Annotated in this window: 20 protein-coding genes and 5 pseudogenes; 17 read left to right on the top strand and 8 right to left on the bottom strand. The window is 61.9% G+C overall.

The genetic code is table 11. The annotated features are described in order from the left end of the window. Positions 1 to 28 precede the first annotated feature (28 nt). From N7E02_RS15395 to hslV, 5 genes and pseudogenes are all read right to left on the bottom strand, one after another. Entirely contained in the window at positions 29 to 2,032 is a 2,004-nt protein-coding gene (locus tag N7E02_RS15395) for a hydantoinase/oxoprolinase N-terminal domain-containing protein (RefSeq protein ID WP_286582970.1), read from the bottom strand. Positions 2,033 to 2,099: 67 nt separating this feature from the next. Next, positions 2,100 to 3,516 (bottom strand): annotated as a pseudogene (locus N7E02_RS15390) (cytochrome P450). 46 nt (positions 3,517 to 3,562) lie between these two features. Next, the gene (locus N7E02_RS15385) at positions 3,563 to 4,498 is read right to left on the bottom strand and encodes a DUF1402 family protein (RefSeq protein WP_286582969.1); all 936 of its coding nucleotides are present in this window, start codon (positions 4,496 to 4,498) and stop codon (positions 3,563 to 3,565) included. Between the two features lie 205 nt (positions 4,499 to 4,703). Next, a complete protein-coding gene (hslU, locus tag N7E02_RS15380; protein WP_286582968.1) occupies positions 4,704 to 6,011 on the bottom strand; it encodes an ATP-dependent protease ATPase subunit HslU in 1,308 nt (435 codons plus the stop codon). A gap of 73 nt (positions 6,012 to 6,084) precedes the next feature. Further along, a complete protein-coding gene (hslV, locus tag N7E02_RS15375; RefSeq protein WP_286582966.1) occupies positions 6,085 to 6,612 on the bottom strand; it encodes an ATP-dependent protease subunit HslV in 528 nt (175 codons plus the stop codon). A gap of 227 nt (positions 6,613 to 6,839) precedes the next feature. Between hslV and hisB the strand changes: the two are divergent. The 7 genes and pseudogenes from hisB to coaA all read left to right on the top strand — a co-directional run bounded on the left by hisB (position 6,840) and on the right by coaA (position 11,494). Next, positions 6,840 to 7,447 (top strand): annotated as a pseudogene (gene hisB / locus N7E02_RS15370) (imidazoleglycerol-phosphate dehydratase HisB). Positions 7,448 to 7,466: 19 nt separating this feature from the next. Next, positions 7,467 to 7,949, top strand: a complete 483-nt coding sequence (locus N7E02_RS15365) for a DUF2628 domain-containing protein (protein WP_286582964.1) — start codon at positions 7,467 to 7,469, stop codon at positions 7,947 to 7,949. Then, positions 7,949 to 8,599 carry an imidazole glycerol phosphate synthase subunit HisH gene (hisH, locus tag N7E02_RS15360; RefSeq protein ID WP_286582963.1) on the top strand — a complete coding sequence of 217 codons (651 nt, stop codon included), beginning with the start codon at positions 7,949 to 7,951 and terminating at the stop codon, positions 8,597 to 8,599. Before N7E02_RS15365 ends, hisH begins: the two co-directional genes overlap by 1 nt. A 30-nt stretch (positions 8,600 to 8,629) precedes the next feature. After that, positions 8,630 to 9,364, top strand: a pseudogene (gene hisA, locus N7E02_RS15355) (1-(5-phosphoribosyl)-5-[(5-phosphoribosylamino)methylideneamino]imidazole-4-carboxamide isomerase); the annotation flags it as partial. Positions 9,365 to 9,368: 4 nt separating this feature from the next. Next, positions 9,369 to 10,145 (top strand): imidazole glycerol phosphate synthase subunit HisF, encoded by a 777-nt coding sequence (hisF, locus tag N7E02_RS15350; protein WP_286582960.1) that lies wholly within the window; start codon positions 9,369 to 9,371, stop codon positions 10,143 to 10,145. 39 nt (positions 10,146 to 10,184) lie between these two features. Then, positions 10,185 to 10,508, top strand: a complete 324-nt coding sequence (locus N7E02_RS15345; protein ID WP_286582959.1) for a phosphoribosyl-ATP diphosphatase — start codon at positions 10,185 to 10,187, stop codon at positions 10,506 to 10,508. After that, positions 10,505 to 11,494: a type I pantothenate kinase gene (gene coaA, locus N7E02_RS15340; RefSeq protein ID WP_286582957.1), complete on the top strand. Its 990-nt coding sequence runs from the start codon at positions 10,505 to 10,507 to the stop codon at positions 11,492 to 11,494. The genes N7E02_RS15345 and coaA overlap by 4 nt, the downstream gene beginning before the upstream one ends. Before the next feature lie 16 nt (positions 11,495 to 11,510). Here the strand turns inward: coaA and N7E02_RS15335 are convergent, their stop codons facing one another. From N7E02_RS15335 to N7E02_RS15325, 3 genes and pseudogenes are all read right to left on the bottom strand, one after another. Further along, on the bottom strand, positions 11,511 to 12,122 hold the full coding sequence (locus N7E02_RS15335; protein WP_286582956.1) for an alpha-ketoglutarate-dependent dioxygenase AlkB family protein: 612 nt from the start codon (positions 12,120 to 12,122) through the stop codon (positions 11,511 to 11,513). Positions 12,123 to 12,138: 16 nt separating this feature from the next. Further along, a pseudogene (arfB, locus tag N7E02_RS15330) lies at positions 12,139 to 12,572 on the bottom strand (alternative ribosome rescue aminoacyl-tRNA hydrolase ArfB). 399 nt (positions 12,573 to 12,971) lie between these two features. Then, complete coding sequence (locus tag N7E02_RS15325) at positions 12,972 to 14,582, bottom strand: phosphoenolpyruvate carboxykinase (RefSeq protein WP_286582955.1); 1,611 nt, start codon at positions 14,580 to 14,582, stop codon at positions 12,972 to 12,974. A gap of 350 nt (positions 14,583 to 14,932) precedes the next feature. On the opposite strand from N7E02_RS15325, the gene N7E02_RS15320 reads away from it, so the two are divergent. The 10 genes and pseudogenes from N7E02_RS15320 to N7E02_RS15275 all read left to right on the top strand — a co-directional run bounded on the left by N7E02_RS15320 (position 14,933) and on the right by N7E02_RS15275 (position 25,368). Further along, positions 14,933 to 15,652 carry a response regulator transcription factor gene (locus N7E02_RS15320; protein WP_286583854.1) on the top strand — a complete coding sequence of 240 codons (720 nt, stop codon included), beginning with the start codon at positions 14,933 to 14,935 and terminating at the stop codon, positions 15,650 to 15,652. A 106-nt stretch (positions 15,653 to 15,758) separates the two neighbouring features. After that, positions 15,759 to 17,510: a sensor histidine kinase gene (locus N7E02_RS15315; protein WP_286583853.1), complete on the top strand. Its 1,752-nt coding sequence runs from the start codon at positions 15,759 to 15,761 to the stop codon at positions 17,508 to 17,510. After that, positions 17,507 to 17,974, top strand: coding sequence for an HPr kinase/phosphorylase (locus N7E02_RS15310; protein WP_286582954.1), 468 nt, complete (start codon positions 17,507 to 17,509; stop codon positions 17,972 to 17,974). Before N7E02_RS15315 ends, N7E02_RS15310 begins: the two co-directional genes overlap by 4 nt. A 123-nt stretch (positions 17,975 to 18,097) precedes the next feature. Continuing rightward, the gene (locus N7E02_RS15305; protein ID WP_286582952.1) at positions 18,098 to 18,499 is read left to right on the top strand and encodes a PTS sugar transporter subunit IIA; all 402 of its coding nucleotides are present in this window, start codon (positions 18,098 to 18,100) and stop codon (positions 18,497 to 18,499) included. 42 nt (positions 18,500 to 18,541) lie between these two features. Next, a complete protein-coding gene (locus N7E02_RS15300) occupies positions 18,542 to 18,790 on the top strand; it encodes an HPr family phosphocarrier protein (RefSeq protein WP_286583852.1) in 249 nt (82 codons plus the stop codon). A gap of 148 nt (positions 18,791 to 18,938) precedes the next feature. After that, complete coding sequence (gene ahcY, locus N7E02_RS15295; RefSeq protein WP_286582950.1) at positions 18,939 to 20,339, top strand: adenosylhomocysteinase; 1,401 nt, start codon at positions 18,939 to 18,941, stop codon at positions 20,337 to 20,339. A gap of 40 nt (positions 20,340 to 20,379) precedes the next feature. Beyond that, on the top strand, positions 20,380 to 20,652 hold the full coding sequence (locus N7E02_RS15290; RefSeq protein ID WP_286582948.1) for a hypothetical protein: 273 nt from the start codon (positions 20,380 to 20,382) through the stop codon (positions 20,650 to 20,652). After that, positions 20,649 to 23,107: pseudogene (locus N7E02_RS15285) on the top strand (ATP-binding protein). The gene N7E02_RS15290 and the pseudogene N7E02_RS15285 overlap by 4 nt, the downstream one beginning before the upstream one ends. Next, positions 23,104 to 24,615 (top strand): tRNA (adenosine(37)-N6)-threonylcarbamoyltransferase complex ATPase subunit type 1 TsaE, encoded by a 1,512-nt coding sequence (gene tsaE, locus N7E02_RS15280; RefSeq protein ID WP_286582947.1) that lies wholly within the window; start codon positions 23,104 to 23,106, stop codon positions 24,613 to 24,615. Before N7E02_RS15285 ends, tsaE begins: the two are co-directional and overlap by 4 nt. A 12-nt stretch (positions 24,616 to 24,627) precedes the next feature. Continuing rightward, entirely contained in the window at positions 24,628 to 25,368 is a 741-nt protein-coding gene (locus N7E02_RS15275) for a nucleotidyltransferase family protein (protein WP_286582946.1), read from the top strand. Position 25,369: the final 1 nt, after the last annotated feature.

Genomic DNA, 25,369 nt, shown 5'->3' with positions numbered 1-25,369 from the left:
GAAGGCCGGCCGCACGGGCTCAGCCGGCTCATTCCTCGCGGGCCACCCTCGGGCGCCCTGTTGCAGTGGCGATGACCCTTGCCTCGACGAGTTTTCGGCTGCCTTCGATCTCGGGCGCCGAAATCTCCTCTTCCTGGAAGAGGAGAATATCGTCCGCACCTTCCTGTCCCGCCTTTGCGCGCGCGGCGACGGCGGCCCGATCCCTTGCCAGATCGAGTGCCTTGGCCTCGCCCACGACGGATATCGTGTCGCCGGCACCGGCAATGACATAGAGCCCTTCTTCCGGCGACGTGACCGTCACCACCACCACGACCCGGATCTGGCCGACGACGGCGCCGATCGCGTTGGCCACGTCGGCATCGGTGGGGATGATGGATTGCGCGCCGAGCATTTCGGCGATTGCCGGGTAATAGACGGGAGCCGAGGCCCCGAGACCCACGAGCGGGCGATCAAGCGCCACGGCAAAACGCGCTATGCCCGGCATCCGCTTCAGCGCGCGATCGACGGCCAGCGATACAGCCGGATCGATGGCCTCGGCTCCATCCTCTGCAAGGCATGCGGACAGAACCACCTCGGAAGACTGCCGGGTCAGCCGTGCGACGATCTTGTCCGCAAGGTCTTCCGCCGAGGCCGCGATCTCGCGCCCTGCCCCACTTTTCCTGCGAGCCGCGATCTGCAGCCCGAGCCGGGCCGCCTCTGCACTCCACTGGTTCTGGCGCCCAAGAACATGCAGCGCATCCGAAGGGGTGATGCCGCTCAGATGCACCAATCCCCGGCCAACCAACCTGTCGAGAACTGCCTTCTGCGAATTCATGGTCAGCAGCGTGTTCAGCGGCACGGGCGCCTGGCCGATGCGGGCGAGAAGCGCCTGCTCCTGCGGCTGCAGCCCTTCGCCCCCGACCTCTACATGGATCCGTACGGCAAAGCGGCCATCATGCCGGCCGGCATGGGTGGCGCGAAACTGGGCATCCAGCGCTGTAACGACGCTTTCGCCGTGGGTTGCCGCCAACAGGCTCAACGGGAGAAGGCGCCGCGGGCCAAGCGTTATCTTGGCTTCCAGCCCGCGATCGTCGATATGGACCTCGGAATCGCCGCCGAGGCCGTAGGTGCGCAGCGCGACCGCCTCGACCATCGTATTGTGGCCGCCGACATTGGCCCCATCCGGTGCAAGCCTTGGCCGCCCGCCCTGCAGAACCGCGACATCGGTCGTGGTGCCGCCGATATCGGACACCACTGCCTCGTCCAACCCCGTGAGATAGCGAGCGCCGACAAGGCTTGCCGCGGGGCCGGAGAGAATGGTTTCGATCGGCCGCAACCGCGCTTCAGCCGCCGACATCAGGGCACCATCACCACGAACGACCATCAGCGGCGCGGCAATGCCGGATCTCTCGAGAAACTCCTCGGTCGAGCCGATCAGGCGATCGATGATGGAAACCAGCCGGGCATTCAGCAGCGTCGTCAGCGCACGGCGCGGGCCGCCGAGCTTCGACGACAGTTCGTGGCTGCAGGTCACCGGCTTGTGGCTGAGTTCGCGAATACGGTCCCTCACCCTGATTTCATGAGCCGGATTCCGCACGGCGAAATAGCCGGCGACGGCGAAGGAGGAAACGGTGGCACCGAGCACCGGCAAGGCATCTTCCAGCGCCGTCATGTCCAGCGGCGTCTCGTTGCCGTGGACATCATGCCCGCCGGGCAGAAAGATCACCGGATCCGTGCCAAGCGCTTCCGACAGGCCGCCGCGGGAGATATCATCGGGACCGAAGCCGATCATGACGAGCGCCGCGCGACCGCCCTGCCCTTCCACCAGCGCATTGGTGGCAAGCGTCGTGGAGAGCGAGACCATGGCGATGTCGGAGCCGGAAACCCCGCTCCCGGCAAGCGCCGCCTCGACGGCACCGGAGACGCCCTTTGAAAGATCATGCCGGGTGGTCAGCGATTTCGCCTTGGCGATCACGCCCTCGTCTTCGCGAAAAACAACGGCGTCGGTATAGGTGCCGCCGGTATCGATGCCGAGAAGAAGAGGTGAAGCCACGCGGGAATCCTGAATGCCGATCCAGCAATCAATAACGCATGGCCGGCGCCGATCAATTGCCCGCCGATCAATTGCCCGATGAAGACGCCGGCTGTCGGAAGCTCACCCGCATCGGCATGCCGTCACGCGGCTGGGTCGTCAGCTTCTGCACCGGCCAAACTTCCGTGCCCGGCAGCATATCGAAGCGATAGCGCTTCATCAGCACGGCGAGCGCAATGACAGCTTCCTGCATGGCAAATGTCGCGCCGATGCAGGTGCGCGGCCCGGCACCAAAGGGCAGATACTGGAAGCGACCGATCTTGCCGCGATTTTCCGGCAGGAAACGCTCCGGCATGAAGGCGCGCGGCTTTTCCCAATAGAGTTCGTGGCGATGCAGCGTCCAGGGCATGACGAGGATGGTGACGCCTGCGTCGATCTCGACGCTTTCCCCGCTCGGGCTCGTCCATCTGTCGGCGGCAATCGCCGCGCGGTTGAGCGACGGCGCCGGCGGATAGAGCCGCAGCGCTTCTTCGAATGACGCCCGAACCCAAGGCATGAGTTCCAGCCATTCCACCGGTTCGGCACCGGTCGCAAGAACCTGGTCGATCTCCGTCTCCATCGCCTCGCGGACATGGGGGGACTGGGCGACGCAATAGAGCGTCCAGGCAAGTGCGCGGGCCGTCGTTTCGTGGCCGGCGCCGATGAAGGTCAGGATATTATCCTCGATCTCATCCAGCGAAAGCCCGTTCGGACCCTCGAGCTGCAGGAGCAGTGTCAGGAAATCCTGCGGCACGTCGTCCGGCGTCGCGCGCATCCGATCCTTGCGCATCCGCATAGTCTCCGAGACGATGTGGCGGAACTTGTCGAGCACCTTGCGGCCGCCGATGCGGGTCAGGCGCGGCACCCAGGGCGGCGCGCGCATCAGATCCATCGGATCGACGCGACCCATGCGGTGCAGCAGGCTGTCGACATCATCCGCGACGCTGTTCTTCTCGCCGGCGATTTCGCCGGAAAAAGCGTCTCCGACAGAAGCGCGTAAGTCAGCTCCGTCATGTCGACGGAAATGTCGTGGACCGTGCCCTCTGCGGCACCAGCCTCATACTTCTCGGCATATTCCTCGGACTTCGCCAGCATCTGGCCGGCGAAACCGCGGGAATGGCGCGGCGTGAAGACGGGCGCCATCGCCTTGCGAGACCGCTTCCAGACCGGCCCTTCGGCCGTCAGCAGCCCGTCACGCAGGATCGGCCGCAGGATGAGCTGGCGCACCTCGGCCATTTCATAATTGGCGGCATTGTCGACCAGGACATGGCGGATAAGGCCCGGATCGTTGACGATCAGGGTGCGTTCCTTGAAAAATCGGGTGTCGAGCCAAGGCCGGGTGAAGGACAGTTCGCCCCACAATTCCAGCGGGTTGCGCAGCGCCGTCGAGATCACGCCCCAGCGGGAGAGGGGCGCGTGTGCGGGATCGGGGCCGGCGGCACGAAAGGCTCGGGGCGCATGTCCATCAACACCCTCCTCTTCATATTCCTGATCTAAAAGATATATCAGGCCTCAGAGCAGCGATTTCAACTCGGCGATCTTATCGTTGACGAGCCAGCCGTAATAATTCTCTTCCGGCAGTCCGCCGCGCGCCTTGAGAGCCGCGGCGCGCTGGGCAGAGCCGCCGGTATTGTAGAGCGTCGAGGTGATGCCGGGATTGCGGGAAATATCGACATCGGCGATCGACTTGTAGTCATCGATCGAGCGGCGGATGTTGGCCGCCATATAGGCGAGCGACTTGTCGGGATCCATGATCGCATCATAGACGTCGGCGGCCTTGTTCTCGTCGAGCTTGGGATAGCCGGAGGTCCGCGCCACCATGTCCGACAGCATCAGCGCCGTCAGCGGATTGACCTGTCCGAGCCCGAATGTCTGGCCGGCATAGAAGGGCTGGAAGAAGACGGCGCTGAAGCGATTGTCCGGAAACGCCTTGCCATCGACCCTGCGGCCGCGAAAACTCTTTTCCCAGACATTCTCGCGGCAGGTCCAGAGGCTATAGGAATCCCGCTTGGCGTCGCAGGTCGCAAGCTGCGGACGCTTGAGGAAATCTTCGATCGTCTCGCCGTCATAGGCGAAGCGGAAGGCGTTGCCGGCATAGGCGGCGGCCTTGACGTAATAGCTCTGCAGCCGGTCGTAGGCATCGACATTATAGGTGTGCTCGCCGACGATCGCGCCGACGATATGGATCGGATCGATGCCGTAGGAGGCGGCCGTCGACTTGATCTTGCCGATCAGGCTTCTGTCGGTCGCCAGCAGATCGCGGATCTTTTCGTATTTGTCGTCGAAAGTGGTCTTGCCGGCGCGTGTCCTGCGCACGGATGCGCCAGGCACCTTGGGCTGCACGGTATTGCGATTGCCTTCGGGCACGATGGTCATGGCCATTGCAGGGCCGGCCGACGATGCCGTCCAAGCGACGGTGAACAGCAATGCGATCAGGATGCGTTTCAAGATTTTCCGTGTCCCAGCATTTCATCTGCGCCAGTTGCGGCTCCAGAGGCAGTGACAAGTCAAATCATGGAGCAGCGCGCGCTTTCACGAGAGCGCGCCACCCATACGTTAAGACATGTGGCAATGTCGAGAGAAAGACGTTCAAAATAGCGTCAGGGCGACGAGATGTGGCAGCCGGACGTTGCCCGGCTGCCACTCCATCCCGTTACAGGATATAGCGCGAGAGATCGGTATCGTTGGCCAGATCGCCGACATGCTTGCGAACATATTCGGCGTCGATCTTGACCGACGTGCCGCCCTGATCCGGTGCCGTGAAGGAGATTTCGTCCAGCACGCGTTCCATCACCGTCTGCAGGCGGCGGGCACCGATGTTCTCGACCGAGGAGTTCAGGTGCACGGCGACATCCGCCAGCGCATCGATCGCATCCTCCGTGAACTCAAGCGTCAAATCTTCCGTGCCCATAAGCGCCTTGTACTGGCGGATGAGGCTCGCCTCGGTTTCCGTCAGGATGCGGCGGAAATCCTCCTTGGTCAGCGGGCGAAGCTCGACGCGGATCGGCAGTCGGCCCTGAAGTTCCGGCAGCAGATCAGACGGCTTTGCCACATGGAAGGCGCCGGATGCGATGAAGAGGATGTGATCGGTCTTCACCGGTCCATACTTGGTCGAAACGGTCGTGCCTTCGACGAGCGGCAGCAGGTCGCGCTGCACGCCTTCGCGGGAGACACCGGCGCCCATGCCGCCGTCACGGGCGGCGATCTTGTCGATCTCGTCAAGGAAGACGATGCCGTCATTCTCGACCGAGCGGACTGCCTCGCGCTGGATAACCTCGTTGTCGATCAGCTTGTCGGATTCGTCACGGATCAGCTCGCCATAGGACTTGGAGACGGTCGTCTTGACCTTCTTGGTGCGGCCACCCATCGCCTTGCCGAACATTTCCGACAGGTTCAGCACGCCGATATTGGCACCCGGCATGCCGGGAATGTCGAAGCCGGGCATGCCCGAGCCGGTGTCGGCCACTTCGATCTCGATTTCCTTGTCGTCCAGTTCGCCGGAACGGAGCTTCTTGCGGAAGCTGTCGCGGGTGGCGGGCGACGCGGTCGATCCGACCAGCGCATCCAGCACGCGTTCCTCGGCGCTCTGATGCGCCTTGGCCTGCACTTCCGTGCGCTTCTTTTCGCGCACCAGGCCGATGCCGACCTCTACGAGATCGCGGATGATCTGTTCGACGTCACGGCCGACATAGCCGACCTCGGTGAATTTGGTGGCCTCGACCTTGATGAAGGGGGCGCCGGCCAGCTTGGCGAGGCGACGGGAGATTTCCGTCTTGCCGACGCCGGTCGGGCCGATCATCAGGATGTTCTTCGGCATCACTTCGTCGCGCAGGTTTTCTTCGAGTTGATGGCGGCGCCAGCGGTTGCGAAGGGCGATCGCGACAGCACGCTTGGCATCGTGCTGGCCAATGATGTGGCGATCGAGTTCGGAAACGATTTCGCGGGGAGAAAAGTTCGTCATTGTATCCTCTCGGCTTTCCCGTTGCGGCCGGCCATAACGGCCCGGTCCGCGGGACCCTTGTGGGAGTGTATGATTATTCGGCGTCGAGCGTTTCGACGACGAGATTGTGATTGGTGTAGACGCAGATATCGGCTGCGATATCGAGCGCCTGGCGGGCGACATCCTCGGCTGACTTTTCCGTATCCATCATCGCGCGGGCTGCGGCGAAAGCGTAGTTGCCGCCGGAGCCGATGGCGATCGTGCCATGCTCGGGCTCAAGGACGTCGCCGTTGCCGGTAATGGCAAGCGTCGTCGACTTGTCGGCAACCAGCATCATGGCCTCGAGATTGCGTAGATACTTGTCGGTGCGCCAGTCCTTGGCGAGTTCGACGGCGGCACGCATCAGCTGGCCGGGATATTGTTCGAGCTTCTTCTCAAGCCGGTCGAGCAAAGTGAAGGCGTCGGCCGTGGCGCCGGCGAAACCGGCGATCACTTCACCGCCCTTGCCGATGCGGCGCACTTTTCGCGCATTGCCCTTCATCACCGTCTGGCCGAGGCTCACCTGACCGTCGCCGGCCATGACGACCTTGCCGCCCTTCCGAACCGTAATAATCGTTGTCATCAATACACCTGTCTGCCCCTTTAAAAGCGGGCTCTTGGACCTCAAGACATCCCGCCAAACCGCTCAGGCTTTGCCGGGATCACGTTGACACCTATGTATGTTGCTCAAGCCCGAATACAATCTCGCCAGCTCCAATCGATATGCCGCCCGCAGAAGCCCGCGCTTTTGCTGGATATTTCACCGGACGGCTGGTAAGGAGCCCGCAGACAAGCATGGAGCAGACCCGAATGGGCGAGACAGCAGCCACACGCACGGGAAGCGTTTCCCGCAAGACCAACGAGACCTCCGTCTCGGTTTCCGTCAATCTGGACGGCACCGGGACGTCGAAGATTTCCACGGGCGTCGGCTTTTTCGACCATATGCTGGACCAGCTTTCGCGCCATTCGCTGATCGACATGGAGATCGAGGTGAAGGGCGACCTTCACGTCGACGACCATCACACGGTCGAAGATACCGGCATTGCGATCGGCCAGGCGATTTCCCAGGCACTCGGCGACCGCCGCGGGATCACCCGCTATGCGTCGCTCGACCTCGCCATGGACGAGACGATGACCAAGGCTGCGATCGACGTCTCAGGACGTCCGTTCCTGGTATGGAACGTCGCCTTCAGTTCGCCGAAGATCGGTACGTTCGATACGGAACTGGTCAGGAATTCTTCCAGGCGCTGGCGCAGAATGCAGGCGTCACGCTGCATATCCTGAACCATTACGGCGCCAACAACCATCATATCGCCGAGACCTGCTTCAAATCCGTAGCGCGCGTTTTGCGCACTGCGACTGAAATCGATCCGCGGCAGGCCAATCGCGTTCCTTCGACCAAGGGTACGCTTGCCTGACGCTTCCAGGAGTTGATCCTTGAGAAGCTATCTCGTTCTGACCCCACCGGGTGGTCCCGACAAGGACCACCGCTCGACCCTGATCCTGCCCGACGGGTTCTCATGGACGGCCCTGCTGTTTCCATGGATCTGGCTGATCTGGCACAGGCTCTGGATTTCGGGGATCATTATTTTTCTGGTCCAGGGTGCAGCCATCGCTCTCCTTGCAGTGCCGGGCTTCGCTCTGGCAGGTGTCCTGCTTGGCCTTGCAACGAGCCTTCTCGTTGCGCTGGAAGGCCGCAATCACTACGGCAATTCGCTGATCCGCCGCGGCTGGGTGCTGGAGCGCGTCATCAGCGCGCCGGATCTCCGGGCTGCGGAAGACATCTATTTTTCCAGCCTGCCTAAGCCGGTGCAGCAACCACTGCCGCAATCGGTCGAATGGGCCAAGCAAGCAAAAACACCGCCGGCTTCGGGCTGGCAGGGTCCGGCTCTCGGGCTCTTCGATCACGGAGGACGCTGATGCGCGTCGCAATCATAGACTACGGCTCGGGCAACCTGCGCTCGGCCACCAAGGCATTCGAACGGGCTGCACGCGAGGCCGGCATCGATGCCACGATCGATCTGACCGACAGTCCGGATGCAGTCGCCACTGCCGACCGTGTCGTGCTGCCGGGTGTCGGCGCCTATGCCGATTGCCGAGCTGGCCTCAATGCCGTCTCCGGCATGCATGAAGCGCTGATCGAGACCGTCGAGAAAAAGGCACGCCCCTTCCTCGGCATCTGTGTCGGCATGCAGCTCATGTCCTCGCGCGGTCTTGAAAAGACCACGACCGAAGGTTTCGGCTGGATCAAGGGCGATGTCGTCGAGATGACGCCGTCCGATACCGAGCTGAAGATCCCGCAGATCGGCTGGAACACGCTGACGCTCAACAGCCCTCACCCGCTGTTCGACGGCATTCCGACCGGACCGGACGGCCTGCACGCCTATTTCGTGCATTCCTACCACATGGCGGCGACCAATCCGGCCGAAGTGATTGCCACGACCGACTATGGTGGCGCGATGACCGCCTTTGTCGGGCGCGACAACATGGCAGGCTCGCAGTTCCATCCGGAAAAGAGCCAGACCCTCGGCCTCGCCCTCATCGCCAATTTCCTGCGCTGGAAGCCGTAAGGCTCGCGCCCATCTACAGGACCAGAAAGAATGATCCTTTTTCCGGCTATCGATCTCAAGGACGGCCAGTGCGTGCGTCTCAAACTCGGCGACATGGATCAGGCAACCGTCTACAATCCGGACCCCGGCGCCCAGGCCAAGGCTTTTGAAGACCAAGGCTTCGAGTGGCTGCATGTGGTTGACCTCAACGGCGCCTTTGCCGGCGAGAGCGTCAATGGCGCTGCCGTCGATGCAATCCTGAAAGCAACGAAGAACCCGGTTCAGCTCGGCGGCGGTATTCGCACGCTCGATCATATCGAAAACTGGCTCAGCCGCGGACTGGCACGCGTGATCCTCGGCACCGTTGCCGTACGCGATCCGGCGCTGGTCATCGAGGCCTGCAAGCAGTTTCCGGGCAAGGTCGCCGTCGGTATCGATGCCAAGGGCGGCAAGGTCGCGGTCGAAGGCTGGGCGGAAGCGTCCGAACTCGGCGTGATCGAGCTTGCCAAGAAGTTCGAGGGCGCCGGCGTCTCGGCGATCATCTATACCGACATCGACCGCGACGGCATTCTGGCCGGCATCAACTGGGCCTCGACGCTGGAACTGGCGGATGCCGTGTCCATCCCGGTCATCGCTTCGGGCGGTCTTGCCTCACTCGACGATGTAAGACGGATGCTGCAGCCCGACGCCAACCGCCTCGAAGGCGCGATTTCCGGCCGGGCGCTTTATGATGGCCGCATCGATCCGGCCGAAGCACTTTCGCTTATTCGTGCCGCGAAGGAGAAGCCGCATGACCCTCAAGGCCCGCGTCATCCCCTGCCTGGACGTGAAAGATGGTCGCGTCGTCAAGGGCGTCAACTTCGTCGATCTGATCGACGCCGGTGATCCGGTCGAGGCTGCCAAGGCCTATGATGCTGCCGGTGCCGACGAGCTCTGCTTTCTCGACATCACTGCGTCCTCCGACAATCGCGAGACGATCTTCGACGTCGTCGCAAGGACCGCCGAGCATTGCTTCATGCCGCTCACCGTCGGCGGCGGCGTGCGGCAGGTTGCCGATATCCGCAAGCTGCTCTTGGCCGGTGCAGACAAGGTGTCGATCAACTCGGCCGCCGTGAACAATCCCGATTTCGTCGCCGAGGCGGCCGATAAGTTCGGCAACCAGTGCATCGTCGTGTCGATCGATGCCAAGAGGGTTTCCGTTGCCGGTGAAGCCGATCGCTGGGAGATCTTCACCCATGGCGGGCGTACCGCGACGGGGATCGACGCGATCGAGTTCGCCCAGAAGATGGTCGAGCGCGGTGCCGGCGAGTTGCTTGTCACCTCGATGGACCGCGACGGAACCAAGATCGGCTACGATCTGGAACTGACGCGGACGATCGCCGACTCGGTACGTGTCCCGGTCATCGCTTCGGGCGGCGTCGGCACGCTCGACGATCTCGTTGCCGGCGTTAAGGAAGGCCACGCGACCGCGGTCCTGGCCGCATCTATTTTCCACTTCGGCACCTATTCGATTGGTGAGGCGAAGCGCTATATGTCCGAGCATGGCATCGCCATGCGGCTCGACTGATCTTTTCGGATATGACGGGCGGGACTGGAGGAGACAGTTTTGAGTGAATTCACCCTGAACGATCTGGAAAAGATCGTGGCGCAGCGTGCCGCAGCATCGCCGGAGGAATCCTGGACGGCGAAGCTCGTGGCCGCCGGCCAGACCAAGGCCGCCAAGAAACTTGGCGAAGAAGCGGTCGAGACCGTGATTGCCGCCGTGGCGCAGGAGCGCAAGGAGCTGGTGTCGGAAAGCGCCGACCTCGTCTATCATCTCTTGGTCGTATTGAAGATTGCAGGCATCCCGTTGCAGGATGTGGTCGATGAACTTCACCGCAGGACCGGCCAGTCCGGACTGCAGGAAAAGGCGAGCCGGCCCGCGTCATGAACATCGTTCCCCAGCCTGCCGAACCCATGGATAGCGGCATGAGCACGGAATATTACTCGCCCTACCATCACTTCAGTGCCGAAGAATGGGCAAAATTCCGCGCCGATACGCCACTGACGCTGAAGGCGGAAGAGATCTCCCGCCTGCGTTCGCTCGACGATCCGATCAATATCGATGAGGTCCGGCGCATCTATCTGTCGCTGTCGCGCCTCCTTTCGACCCATGTCGAGGCCTCGCAGCGGCTGTTTCGTCAGCGCAACCGGTTCCTCAGCCTGCCGGACGCTTCAAAGACGCCCTTCATTATCGGCATTGCCGGCTCGGTCGCCGTGGGCAAGTCGACGACGGCCCGCGTGCTGAAGGAGTTGCTGGCCCGCTGGCCTTCGAGCCCGAAGGTCGACCTCATCACCACAGACGGATTTCTCTATCCGAACGCCGTGCTGAACCGCGAAAACCTGATGGAGCGCAAGGGTTTTCCGGAAAGCTACGATATCGGCCAGATCCTGCGCTTTCTCTCCGCCATCAAGGCGGGCGAGCCGAACGTCAAGGCACCGCGCTATTCGCACCTGACCTATGACGTGCTGCCCGATGAGTTCACCCTCGTCGACCGGCCGGATATCCTGATCTTCGAAGGCATCAACGTCCTGCAGTCGCGCGCGCTGCCGTCGGACGGCAAGATCGTGCCGATCGTTTCCGACTTCTTCGACTTCTCGATCTATATCGATGCCGAGGAAGAGCAGATCCACCAGTGGTATGTGCAGCGGTTCATGAAGCTGCGCGAGACCGCCTTCCGCGATCCGACCTCGTTCTTCAAGAAATATGCCGCGATCGACGCCGATGCCGCCAAGGCGGTGGCGGAGGGTCTGTGGGAAAACATCAACCTGAAGAACCTGCGCCAGAACATCCTGCCGACGCGACCGCGCGCCGACATCATCCTGCGCAAGGGCCGCGACCACTTCATCGAAACGGTGTCGCTCAGAAAACTCTGAGCGGCTAATCCCTGCGTTAAGGGTTGACCCGGCGCAGCGTCAGATTGATGCGCCCGCCGTTTTTCAGCAGCGTCGACGTGCCGGGATAGATGCGGTCGACGCCATGGAAGGCGAGACGTCCCTCCCCGCCGAGCAACACGATATCGCCGCTCGACAACTTGAAGGAACCGGTCGGATCCTTGCGGTCGAGACCGCCGACACGGAACAGGCAGGTATTGCCGAGCGAGATCGACAGGACCGGCGCGGAAACCTCCGTCTCATCCTTGTCCTGATGCAGCCCCATCTTCGCGTCGTCGGAATAGAAATTTACCAGGCAGGCTTCGGGCGGTTTGGGATAGTCCGCCAGTTTCTCCCACAGACCAATCAGCTCAGGCGGAATGGCCGGCCACGGTTTCCCGGTCGCCGGGTGGGTCGGCTGATAGCGGTAACCCCGTTCCTTGTCCGTCACCCAGCCCAGCGGGCCGCAATTGGTCATCCGGACCGACATCGGCTTGCCGGTGCCGGGCATGGCGGGAACATAAAGCGGCGCCTCGGCCACGATCCGGCGGATGGCTTCCACCAGATGTTCCTGCGCCGCGCGATCGAGATAGCCCGGCAGGTGGCGAATTCCGTTCGGCAAGGTCGCCATGTAGATCCTCCTCCGGTCAGTCGCCGGTCGGCTTGCCACGCATTTTCTTCACGTCGGATCGTCCCGATTTCGCCTTGAGCCGCCGCTCGACCGAGCCCTTGGTTGGCTTGGTGGCCTTGCGTACCGGCGGCGGCGGCTTGGCGGCTTCCAGGATCAGTTCCTTCAGCCGCTCGCGCGCCTCCTCGCGATTGCGCTCCTGGCTGCGGGACTTGCTGGCCTCGATCATCAGCACGCCGTCCTTCGACACCCGCCTGCCCGCGAGCTTCACGGCGTTCGTCTTCACCCGCTCGGGCAGCGAGGGGAATTGACGATGTCGAAGAACAGCTGGACAGCCGTCGAAACCTTGTTGACGTTCTGCCCGCCAGGGCCGCCCGCCAGAACGAACTGTTCCGTCAGCTCCCATGCTGCGATGGTGATGCGGCTGTTGATGGTAAGGGGATTGCTGGCCATGGGTCTCTGGTTCTAGAGCCTTTCCTTGTTAAATTGAAGCGTTCTGCCGGAGCAGGTTTTCGGCAGGGCAAAGGCGATTGGCGAAGGGCATACCCAAAGGTACGTCCGAGCCGATCGCCTTTGATCCTGGCGGAAAGATGCCCGGCCCAAGCTGGTTCGCAAGCGAACCACCGGGGTTGGCTGAAACGGGCCGCCTGGTCGACCGGCCGGCTTGGCTGTAGGGCGCGGCTACCGCCTGCGCCGGCCGGTCGACCATCCGACTCCGTTTGAGCCAACAGAACGTTTCAATTTAACAAGGAAAGGCTCTAGCGACTGGCGCGCATCTTTCCCATAAAGCCGGGCAAAGAAAACCGCCGGTGAAAATCACCGACGGTTCCACGTGAATCACACGCTTTGCGATTATTCGGCTGCGATCAGCAATCCAGGCGCTGCATCCTTGACCTTGGCGTCGACATGGGCTTCGAACTTCTCGAAGTTCTTGATGAACATCGAGACCAGCTTGGAAGCCTGGTTGTCGTAGGCAAGACCATCGGCCCAGGTCGAGCGCGGATCGAGGATCGCGTTCTCGACACCGTCGACCGAGACCGGAACGGCGAAGCCGAAATTGGCGTCGGTGCGGAATTCGGCATTCTTCAGGCTGCCGTTGAGGGCAGACGTCAAAAGCGCGCGGGTCGCCTTGATCGGCATGCGGCGGCCGGTGCCGTAGGCGCCACCGGTCCAGCCGGTATTGACCAGCCAGCAATCGACGCCGTGCTTGGCGATCAGTTCCTTCAAGAGGTTACCGTATTCGGCCGGGTGACGCGGCATGAAGGGTGCGCCGAAGCAGGTCGAGAAGGTCGCTTCCGGCTCGGTCACGCCCTTTTCCGTGCCGGCAACCTTGGCGGTGTAGCCGGACAGGAAGTGGTACATGGCCTGTTCGGGCGTCAGCTTGGCGATCGGCGGCATGACGCCGAAGGCGTCGGCCGTCAGCATGATGATCGTCTTCGGATGCGGCGCGAGGCCGGTTTCCGATGCGTTCGGAATGAAATGCAGCGGATAGGCGCTGCGGGTGTTTTCCGTCAGCGAATTGTCGTCGAAATCCGGGACGCGGTTCTCGTCGAGCACGACGTTTTCCAGCACCGTGCCGAAGCGGCGGGTCGCGGCGTAGATTTCCGGCTCGGCTTCGGCGGAAAGCTTGATCGCCTTGGCGTAGCAGCCGCCTTCGAAGTTGAAGACGCCGTTTTCGCCCCAACCATGCTCGTCGTCGCCGATCAGCGTTCGGGCCGGATCGGCCGAGAGCGTGGTCTTGCCGGTGCCGGACAGGCCGAAGAAGACAGCGGTATCGCCTTCCGCTCCGACATTGGCCGAGCAATGCATCGGCATCACGCCCTTGGCCGGCAGGAGGTAATTCAGAACGGTGAAGACCGACTTCTTGTTTTCGCCGGCATAGGAGGTACCGCCGATGAGGACGAGACCATTGGCCAGATCGCAGGCGATCACGGTTTCCGACCGGCAGCCATGGCGCTCCGGATCGGCCTTGAAGCTCGGAAGGTTGATGATGGTCAGCTTCTGCTCGAACGTCGCAAGCGTATCGCGCTTCGGACGGATCAGAAGGTTACGGATGAACAGTGCATGCCAGGCAAGCTCGGTCACGACGCGGGTCGGCAGGGCATTATCCTGGTCGGCGCCGCCAACCAGATCCTGAACATAAAGCTCCTTGCCGGCGGCATGGGCCAGCATGTCGGCCTTCAGCACCGCAAAATGCTCGGGAGACATCGGCTTGTTGTTGTCCCACCAGATCTTGTCCTCGGTGGTCGCGTCGCGCACCACGAACTTGTCCTTGGGGGATCGGCCGGTGTGCTGGCCGGTCACGGCACGCAGCGCGCCGTCGATGGTGAGATCAGCCTCGCCCTTGCGCAGGGCTTCTTCATAAAGCTCGACCTCGGACAGATTGTAGTTGACGCGCGAGACCTTATCGAGGCCGATCGCCGCCACACCATTTGCCGGGTTAAATTGTCCAAGCTGCTGCATACGCGCCTACCTCCGTCTACGTTTTACGATTGGCCGTGGGGAGGAAACTAGTTGCTGTTTTTTAAAACGGCAAGCTACGATTTCGGAATAGATCAACGAAATCAATAAATTAATCGATTTAAAGAAATCTATTTCGTTTTAAATCGTTTTACTGAGCGTTTTAGTGCGCTGCAAAAACGTCGTGATTGCGGCGAAAAACGACGAGCTGCGGCAGAGGACCGGATTGCGGCCTCTTTGACTTTGCCACAATTTGTTCCACCTTTCTCCTCATGAAGCGCATGGCGAGGGCTGGGAACTGTCAAACAGTGATTCCAGGAGATGCGCACAAAATGGCAATGGAGACGGACGGCATGCAGACAATCGCGCTCGTAGACGACGACCGAAATATTCTGACCTCGGTATCGATCGCGCTCGAGGCGGAGGGCTACAAGGTCGAGACCTATACGGACGGCGCATCGGCGCTGGACGGCCTGGTCGCACGCCCGCCGCAGCTCGCCATCTTCGATATCAAGATGCCCCGCATGGACGGTATGGAACTGCTGCGCCGTCTGCGCCAGAAATCGGATCTGCCGGTCATTTTCCTGACGTCCAAGGACGAGGAAATCGACGAATTGTTCGGCCTCAAGATGGGCGCGGACGACTTCATCACCAAGCCGTTCTCGCAGCGCCTTCTGGTCGAGCGGGTCAAGGCGATCCTGCGCCGTGCAGGCAATCGCGAACTGCAGGCGGCCGGCGTGAAGCCGACACCCGACCAGCAGGCGGCGCGTACGCTGGAGCGCGGCCAGCTTCTGATGGACCAGGAGCGGCATACCTGCACCTGGAAGGGCGAAGCCGTGACGCTGACCGTCACGGAATTCCTCATCCTGCATTCGCTGGCGCAGCGTCCCGGCGTCGTGAAGAGCCGCGATGCGCTGATGGATGCGGCCTATGACGAGCAGGTCTATGTCGATGACCGCACGATCGACAGCCACATCAAGCGCCTTCGCAAGAAGTTCAAGATGGTTGACACGGATTTCGACATGATCGAAACCCTCTATGGCGTCGGCTACCGCTTCCGCGAAGCGGCCTGAAGCGGTCGGATTACAACCGCTTAACTTGAAGCCACGACCGGGTCGGCGATAGACTGGCCCGGTGGAAGGACTGAACGTGGCAGACAGACTGCTTGAAAATCCAGCGATAGAGAGCGCACCGGCACGGCGTAGCGGGCGTCGGCTGTGGCCGCGGTCGTTCACGCTGATCCGGCGGCTGTTCGGTCACGCGGTGTTTTCAAGCCTGACGCGCCGCATCCTGTTCTTCAACATTGCGGCCACCGTCGTCCTCGTCGCCGGCATTCTCTATCTCAACCAGTTTCGCGAGGGGCTGATCGATGCCCGCGTCGAAAGCCTTCTGACGCAGGGCGAAATTATTTCTGCCGCCGTCTCGGCCTCCGCTTCGGTCGACACCAACTCGATCACCATCGATCCCGAAAAGCTGCTCGAACTGCAGGCCGGGCAGAGCATCACGCCCGTGCCGAATGACGAGGATCTCGATTTCCCGATCGATCCGGAGCGCGTGGCGCCGGTTCTGAGGCGGCTGATCTCTCCCACCCGGACGCGAGCCCGCCTCTTCGATGCGGATGCGAACCTGCTGCTCGACAGCCGCCATCTCTATTCGCGCGGCCAGGTGCTGCGCTACGACCTGCCGCCGGTCGAAAACGAGACGCAGACCTGGAGCGACTGGATGGCTGGGCTGTTCAACCGGCTGCTCCAGCCCGGCAACCTGCCGATCTACAAGGAAGCGCCCGGCGGTGACGGCTCGATCTATCCTGAAGTGATGAATGCTCTGACGGGCGTTCGCGGCGCGCTCGTGCGTATTACCGACCGGGGCGAACTGATCGTTTCCGTTGCCGTGCCGGTGCAGCGCTACCGCGCAGTGCTTGGCGTTCTCCTTCTATCCACCCAGGCCGGCGATATCGACAAGATCGTTCATGCGGAACGGCTTGCGATCATGCGCGTCTTCGGTGTGGCAACGCTGGTCAATATCGTGCTGTCGTTGCTTCTGTCATCGACCATCGCCAACCCGCTGCGCCGCCTGTCTGCTGCGGCGATCCGTGTGCGCCGGGGTGCCAAGCAGCGCGAGGAAATTCCGGACTTCTCCTATCGCCAGGACGAAATCGGCAATCTGTCGATCGCCGTACGCGACATGACCAACGCGCTCTATGACCGTATCGATGCGATCGAGAGCTTTGCAGCCGACGTCAGCCACGAGCTGAAGAACCCGCTGACATCGCTGCGCAGCGCGGTGGAAACCCTGCCGCTTGCCAAGTCGGAGGAATCCAAGCAGCGGCTGACGGAAATCATCTTCCATGACGTGCGCCGCCTGGACCGCCTGATCAGCGATATTTCCGATGCCTCGCGCCTCGACGCCGAGCTTGCCCGCACCGATTCCGCGCCGATCGACATGGAAACGCTGCTGACCAATCTCGTCGATATCTCCCGGCAGATCCGTTCCGGACGCAAACCGGTCGAAATCGATCTTTCGATCGACAGCAAGGGAGCCGACCGCCACGCCTATGTGGTGAATGGCCATGACCTGCGGCTTGGCCAGATCATCACCAACCTGATCGAAAACGCCCGCTCCTTCGTGCCGGAGAAAGGCGGAAAGCTGACCATCCGCCTGTCGCGCAACAAGGAGAAAGTGGTCATCACGGTCGATGACAACGGCCCGGGCATCCAGGCGGAAAACATCGACCGCATCTTCGAGCGCTTCTACACCGACCGTCCGGATGGCGAGAGCTTCGGCCAGAATTCCGGTCTCGGCCTTTCGATCAGCCGACAGATCGCGGAGGCTCACGGCGGTTCGCTGAAAGCCGAGAACCTGCATGGCAAGGGCCAGGACGTGACGGGCGCACGCTTCACCCTGTCACTGCCAGCCGGCGGCGCGGCGTGACGGCCTCACCGCACAACATTCATGCCACCGCGATCGTGGTCGGTGACCGCGGCCTTCTCTTCGTTGGCCCTTCCGGCATCGGCAAATCGATGATGGCCTTCAATTGTCTTTCCATCGCCCGCCGCCAAAATGTCCGCTCGCTGCTCGTTGCCGACGATCAGGTCTTAGTGAGCCGCGACGGCAGCCGGATCGTTGCAACCTGCCCACCGGCCATCGCCGGTATGATCGAACTGCGTGGCAGCGGTATCGTCGCGGTAGACCATATGACCACGGCACCGATGGATCTTGCGATCCAGGTGGTTTCGCTCGCTGATTGCGAGCGCCTGCCGCCGGAGAATGAAGAGTTCCAACTGGAGAATATCGGGGCCTTGCCGCTGGTCCGGATAGCAAACACCGTACCGGATCCGCTTGCCGTGATCGGCGCGCTTGTTCCCTCTTGGCGGAGGGAGCAGCCGTTCTGGTGAGTTGTGCGCCCGATTTTTGACTTGAACTTCAACTCTAGTTGGCGAAGATGGCATCCCGCCGCTGGACGGCACTATTGCGTTGCGATAAGGGCCGCGAGTTTTGAAATCAGGGGGCGTATTTTCATGATCGGACTGGTGCTTGTCACTCATGGCAAGCTGGCTGAGGAATTCCGGCACGCCGTGGAGCATGTCGTTGGACCTCAGAAATTCATAGAGACCGTGTGTATTGGTCCCGAAGACGACATGGATCAGAGACGGCAGGATATTCTCGACGCAGTGGGGCGGGCGAATGCCGGCCATGGCGTGATCATCCTGACCGACATGTTCGGCGGAACGCCCTCCAACCTGTCCATCTCCGTGATGGACAGCGGCACGACCGAAGTGATCGCGGGCATGAACCTGCCCATGCTGATCAAGCTTGCCGGGGTGCGCGGCGAGAACGACATGGAAAGAGCCTTGGCCGAGGCCTCCGATGCCGGTCGCAAATACATCAACGTGGCCAGCCGCGTTCTCAGCGGCAAGTGAGACAAGAAGAATAAGAATGTCCCCCTCTCCCGCCAGTTCCAAATCGTCAACAAGCGCGGGCTGCATGCCCGGGCATCGGCAAAGTTCGTCCAGATGGTGGAGAGCTTCGATGCCACGATCACCGTCTCCAAGGACGGCTCGAGCGTCGGCGGCACATCGATCATGGGCCTGATGATGCTGGCCGCCAGCACGGGCTGTTGCATCGACGTCGTCGCGGAAGGCCCGCAGGCGACGGAAGCACTCGATGCGCTTCAAGGTCTGATCGCAAACAAGTTCGGCGAGGAAGCCTGATCCACCGGACATAAACATATAAAGACCTCTTTATATGACCGTTGCAACAAGCCGGAAAGCCTGCTAAACCGCCAGCGAGTTTTGTGCTGCCGGTGCCAGTATTTTTGCGACCGGCGGCTTATTCGAGCAACGAGATCTGGAGAGATTCATGAGCGCCGAAAAAGATTACGTCGTCGCGGACATCAACCTTGCCGCCTACGGCCGCAAGGAGCTGGACATCGCCGAAACCGAAATGCCGGGCCTGATGTCCTGCCGCGAAGAATTCGGCACGTCCAAGCCGCTCAAGGGCGCACGCATTTCCGGTTCGCTGCACATGACGATCCAGACCGCGGTCCTGATCGAGACCCTGAAGGAACTCGGTGCGGATATCCGCTGGGCATCCTGCAACATCTTCTCCACCCAGGATCACGCTGCAGCGGCAATCGCCGCCGCCGGCATCCCGGTCTTCGCCGTCAAGGGTGAGAGCCTCACCGAATACTGGGAATATACCGACCAGATCTTCCAATGGGCCGATGGCGGCTTCTCCAACATGATCCTCGATGATGGCGGCGACGCCACCATGTACATCCTGCTCGGCGCCCGCGCCGAAGCCGGCGAAGACGTGCTGTCGAACCCCGGTTCGGAAGAAGAAGAGATCCTGTTCGCACAGATCAAGAAGCGCCTTGCAGCCACCCCGGGCTGGTTCACCAAGCAGCGCGACGCGATCAAGGGTGTTACCGAAGAGACCACGACAGGCGTTCACCGCCTCTACGAACTGTCCAAGAAGGGACTGCTGCCCTTCCCGGCCATCAACGTCAACGACTCGGTCACCAAGTCCAAGTTCGACAACAAGTATGGCTGCAAGGAATCGCTGGTTGACGGTATCCGCCGCGGCACCGACGTGATGATGGCCGGCAAGGTTGCCGTCGTCTGCGGTTACGGTGACGTCGGCAAGGGTTCGGCTGCTTCGCTCGCCGGCGCCGGCGCCCGCGTCAAGGTCACCGAAATCGACCCGATCTGCGCCCTGCAGGCTGCCATGGACGGTTTCGAAGTCGTCCAGCTCGAAGACGTCGTCTCCAGCGCCGACATCTTCATCACCACGACCGGCAACAAGGACGTCATCCGCATCGAGCACATGCGCGAGATGAAGGACATGGCGATCGTCGGCAATATCGGCCACTTCGACAACGAAATTCAGGTCGCAGCGCTGAAGAACCTCAAGTGGACCAACGTCAAGCCGCAGGTTGACATGATCGAGTTCCCGAAGGGCAACCGCATGATCCTTCTGTCGGAAGGCCGTCTGTTGAACCTCGGCAACGCCACCGGCCACCCGTCCTTCGTGATGTCTGCGTCGTTCACCAACCAGACGCTGGCCCAGATCGAACTCTTCACCAAGCAGGGCGAGTACAAGAACGAGGTCTACATCCTGCCGAAGCAGCTCGACGAGAAGGTCGCACGCCTGCATCTCGCCAAGCTCGGCGTGAAGCTTTCCGAACTTTCTGCAGAACAGGCCGCCTATATCGGCGTATCTGCCCAGGGCCCGTTCAAGGCAGAACACTACCGCTACTAATCACTAGCCGGTTAATCCACAACATCTTGTGGCCGCAGCCTTGACAAAGGCTGCGGCTTCTTTTGCCCCCGTCCCTTCCCGCCTTTTGCCTGAGCAAGTATTGTTTTCAGACTTGATTCTGAACTCCGCCGAGCCATCGGCTTGGGGCAAGGTCGAAGTGGTATGTCTTGTCGATGAGCGGCAATTGGACGGAGACAGACCCGTTATGGCGGTAAAAAAACGAGTCTGCTTAAGCGGACCGATCCAGATTCTGGCCCAGGCGCGCGCTCTGGCTCCCGACCCTGCTTTGCCACAGGCAAATGCGGCGGCATGAGCCTTATGCGGCTCGCTCGATTTGGCCGTTCGCTTCTTTCGGGAACCGCGCTGATCGCGTTTCCGACGGCTGCTTTCGCGCAGGATGCCGGCGCAAGCCGCCTCTTCACCTCCGCCGAAGTCGTCGTTTCCTCGCTCGTGCTTGGCGCACTGGGTGCCGCCCTGCTTTCTGCCCTCTGGCTGGTTCGCCAGCGCGGCAATATGGAAGCCGAGACGGAAGAGATGCGCAGCGCGCTTTCCGACGCACAGCAGCGGATTTCCAAATACGAGGCGCTGATCGCCGACAAGAACCGCCGCATCGTGGTCTGGGAAGGTCCGTCCAAGGCTGAACTTCTCGGGCAGCTGCCCGTCGAGACCGGTGCACCGCAGGCGGATCGCGACTTCCTCGCCTTCGGCCGCTGGCTGCGCAGCAATTCCGCCGCCGAACTGGACAAGGCAATCGACCAGCTGCGCAGCCAGGCGCGCAGTTTCGACATGGTGGTCGAGACCAATCGCGACGAGGTGCTGGAAGTCCAGGGCCGCGTTTCCGGCGGCAAGGCTTTCGTGCGCTTCCTGGCGCTCAACAATCTTCGGGCGGAACTCGCCGAGCTCAAGATCGAGCGCGAGCGCCTGACCAATTCGATTTCCGTCTTCCAGTCGCTGCTTGATACGATCGAGCAGCCAGTCTGGCGCCGCGATACCCAGGGCAAGCTCGCCTGGGTCAATCACGCCTATGGCGACGCCGTCGATGCGACGAGCCCGGCTCACGCCGTGGCCGAAGGCCGTGAGCTGCTCGGCACGATCAGCCGGGAAATGATCAAGGCGACTTCAACCACGCTTTCCCCTTCCACGACCGCGTCTCGACCGTGGTGCACGGCAACCGGACCATTCTCGACGTCACCGACGTCGTCTCCACAGATGGCTCAGCCGGCATGGCGATCGACGTGTCGGAAGCCGAGACGGTGCGTGAGGAACTGAAGCGCACGCTGAAGAGCCATGCCGAGACGCTCGACCATCTGGCAACGCCGGTCGCGATCTTCGACAGCCAGCGACGGCTGCAGTTCTACAATCAGGCTTTCATGCAGCTTTGGAGCCTGGATCTGCCCTTCCTGGAATCCAAGCCGGACAATAGCGAGCTTCTCGACAGGTTGCGCACCAACGGCAAGCTTCCCGAGCCCTTGAACTGGCGCAACTGGAAGGACACGGCACTTGCCGTCTACCAGTCGCTCGACACGAAGACCGATACCTGGCACCTGCCGAACGGCCAGACGCTGCGCGTCATCGCCACTGCCCATCCGCAGGGCGGCGCGACCTGGGTGTTCGAGAACCTCACCGAACAGGTGGACCTCGAAGCCCGTTACAACACGCTGGTGCAGGTTCAGGGCGAAACCATCGACCACCTGACCGAAGGCGTCGCGGTGTTCGGCCCGGACGGGCGCATCCGCCTGTCCAACCCCGCCTTCCGCGCGCTCTGGGGCATTACAGCCGAGCAGGCAGAGCCCGGCACGCATATCAAGACGATCGAGGCCGCCTGCGCGAGCTCCTATGAAGAGCCGGACGGCTGGCGCCGGTTTGCCCAGGCGCTCACCAATTTCGACGACGAGCGGCAATCGCTGGACGGCACGTTCGAACTCTATTCGGGTCTGATCCTCGACTACGCCGTCACGCCGCTGCCGAATGCCCAGACCATGCTGACCTTCGTCGACATGACGGCAAGTGCCAGGGCGGAAAAGGCCCTGAAGGAAAAGAACGAAGCGCTGCGCAAGGCAGACGAGCTGAAGAACGATTTCGTCCAGCACGTCTCCTACGAGCTGCGCTCGCCGCTGACCAACATCATCGGCTTCACCGATCTTCTGAAGACACCGGGCGTCGGCCCATTGAGCGAGCGTCAGGCCGAATATATCGATCATATCTCGACTTCCTCGTCCGTGCTGCTGACCATCGTCAACGACATTCTGGATCTGGCCACGCTCGATGCCGGGATCATGGAGCTGAACTATTCGGAACTGGCGATCGAGGATTTGCTGGACGACGTCGCGATGCAGGTGGCCGACCGGCTGCAGGAAAACAACATGACGCTGGAGATCGTCGCGCCGACCGGCATGGGCACGATCACCGCCGACCAGCAGCGCCTGAAGCAGATCCTGCTCAAGCTCCTGACCAATGCGACGAATTTCGCGCCGGAAAACTCGACAATCACGCTGAACTGCTGGCGCGATCCGGGCAACGTCTTCTTCTCGGTGCGCGATCGCGGCCCGGGCATTCCGCCCGACATGCTGCGCACCGTCTTCGACCGGTTCAAGGCGCAGGCCAAGGACGGCAAGCGCAGCGGCGCGGGCCTCGGCCTTTCCATCGTCGAGAGCTTCGTTCACCTGCATCACGGCGATGTCAGCATCGACAGCCGCGCCGGTGAAGGCACCACCGTCACCTGCCGCATCCCGGCCCGTTCACCGGCCCATTCGGTCGCGGCCGAATGAGCGATGGCGGCGCGGTCACGCAGACGCTTTCGGGCGAGCGCGACACGATCCTGTTCGGCGAAGACCTTGCACTGGCGCTGAAGCCCGGCGATTGTCTGGCGCTGTCCGGCGATCTCGGCGCCGGCAAATCGACGCTCGCCCGCGCCTTTTTGCGGGCGATTGCGGACGATGACGAGCTGGAGGTCCCGAGCCCGACCTTCACGCTGGTACAGGCCTATGACCTGCGCATCCCCGTAGCGCATTTCGATCTCTACCGGCTGGGCGATGCGTCGGAACTGGACGAGCTCGGCTTCGACGAGGCGCTGGCCTCCGGCATCTGCCTGGTGGAATGGCCGGAAATGGCAGAGGATCTGCTGCCGGCCGATCGCATTCGCCTGACGCTGGAGCATGATGGCCAGGGCCGCAAGGCGACGATCACGGGCCCTGAGGACACGCTTGCCCGCATCCGCCGCGTCATCTCCATTCGCGAATTTCTGCAAAAACACGGCCATGCCGATGCCCGTCGCCGTTTTCTGACGGGTGACGCTTCGATGCGCGCTTACGAGAGCATCACGACGGAAGCCGGCGAAACACTGATCCTGATGGACTGGCCGAAGCGGCCGGGCGGGCCGCCGGTTCTCGACGGCAAGCCTTATCCCAAAGTCGCCCATCTGGCCGAAGATGCCTATCCCTTCGTGGCGATCTCCGACTACCTGCGCGAGATCGGGCTGGTGGCACCGGACGTGTTGGCGGTCGATTACGACCAAGGCATCCTGCTGATCGAAAATCTCGGCACTGACGGCGTACTGACCGAGGACGGACAGCCGATCGAGGATCGCTACCGGGAAAGCGTCGCCTGCCTTGCCGCCCTGCACGCCCATCCCGCCCGGCAGGATCTCGCCATGGCGGAAGGCCATGTGCATCACATCCCGGATTTCGATCCGACCGCGATGAAGATGGAAGCCCGGCTGATTCTCGACTGGTACCTGCCGTGGAAGCGGGGCGAGCAGCCGAGCGACGCGGAGCGGCAGGACTATCTGGCAATCTGGGACGGGCTGATCGGCCAACTGGGCGATGCCGAGAAGAACCTTCTGCTGCGCGACATGCACTCGCCCAATATCATCTGGCGTCCGGAAGAGATCGGTGTCCGTCGCGTCGGCCTGATCGATTTCCAGGATGCGATGATCGGGCCGACAGCCTATGACGTCGCCTCGCTGGTACAGGATGCCCGCGTCGATATTCCGAAGCCGCTCGCTGACCGGATGATGACCGACTATCTGGCGCTTCGCCATGCGCAGGGACATTTCGACGAAGCCGGCTTCCTGAAAGCCTGGGCGATCATGGCAGCGCAGCGCAATTGCAAGCTCGCCGGCCTCTGGGTGCGGCTGAAAGAGCGCGACGGCAAGCCGCAATACATGAAGCACATGCCGCGTACGCTGAGGCATCTCTCGACGGCACTTGCCCATGAGGCGCTCGCCCCCTTGCGCGATTGGTGCCGACGGGCTGGAATAGAACTTCCCGAATCATAAATTAGGCCTGACATGACGACGAAAGCTCCCATCACCCAGGCGATGGTGCTTGCCGCGGGGCTTGGTACCCGTCTCAGGCCCATCACCGACACGATGCCGAAGCCGCTGGTGCCGGTCGCCGGCAAGCCGATGATCGACTATGGGCTGGACGCGCTCGCCGATGCCGGTGTTACTCGCGCGGCCGTCAATGTGCATCATTTTGCCGACCGGATGGAGGCTCATCTTAACGCCTATCCGCGTCTCGACATCATCGTCTCCGACGAGCGCGATCAGCTGATGAATTCCGGCGGTGGGCTGAAGAAAGGCCTCGCCCTGCTTTCTCCCGGCATCGTTTTCGTCATGAATGCCGATCTCTTCTGGATCGGCGAGACATACGGCAAGCCGACCAATCTCGAACGGTTAGCCGGATTCTTCGATCCGGCGACGATGGACATGGCACTGCTCTGCGTGCCGCTGGAGCGCACGACCGGGCATAATGGCAAGAAGGATTTTCAGCTGGATCCGGATGGGCGGCTGTCGCGCTATGTCGATGGCGACAATCCGGTCGTTTATGCCGGCGCGATCGTGATGCAGTCCTCGCTGCTCGACGATGCCCCTGATGACGCGTTCAACCTCAACATCTATTTCGACAAGGCGATCGAGAAAGGCCGGCTCTACGGACTGGTCATGGACGGCGAGTGGATCACCGTCGGCACGCCCGATGCTCTTCCTGCGGCCGAGGCGGTGATCGCCCGCCATAGCGAGAAGGCCTGAC

This window comes from Terrirhizobium terrae (genome assembly GCF_030323265.1).
Lineage (GTDB): Bacteria > Pseudomonadota > Alphaproteobacteria > Rhizobiales > Rhizobiaceae > Neorhizobium.
This window is presented reverse-complemented; position numbering and strand designations above follow the sequence as displayed.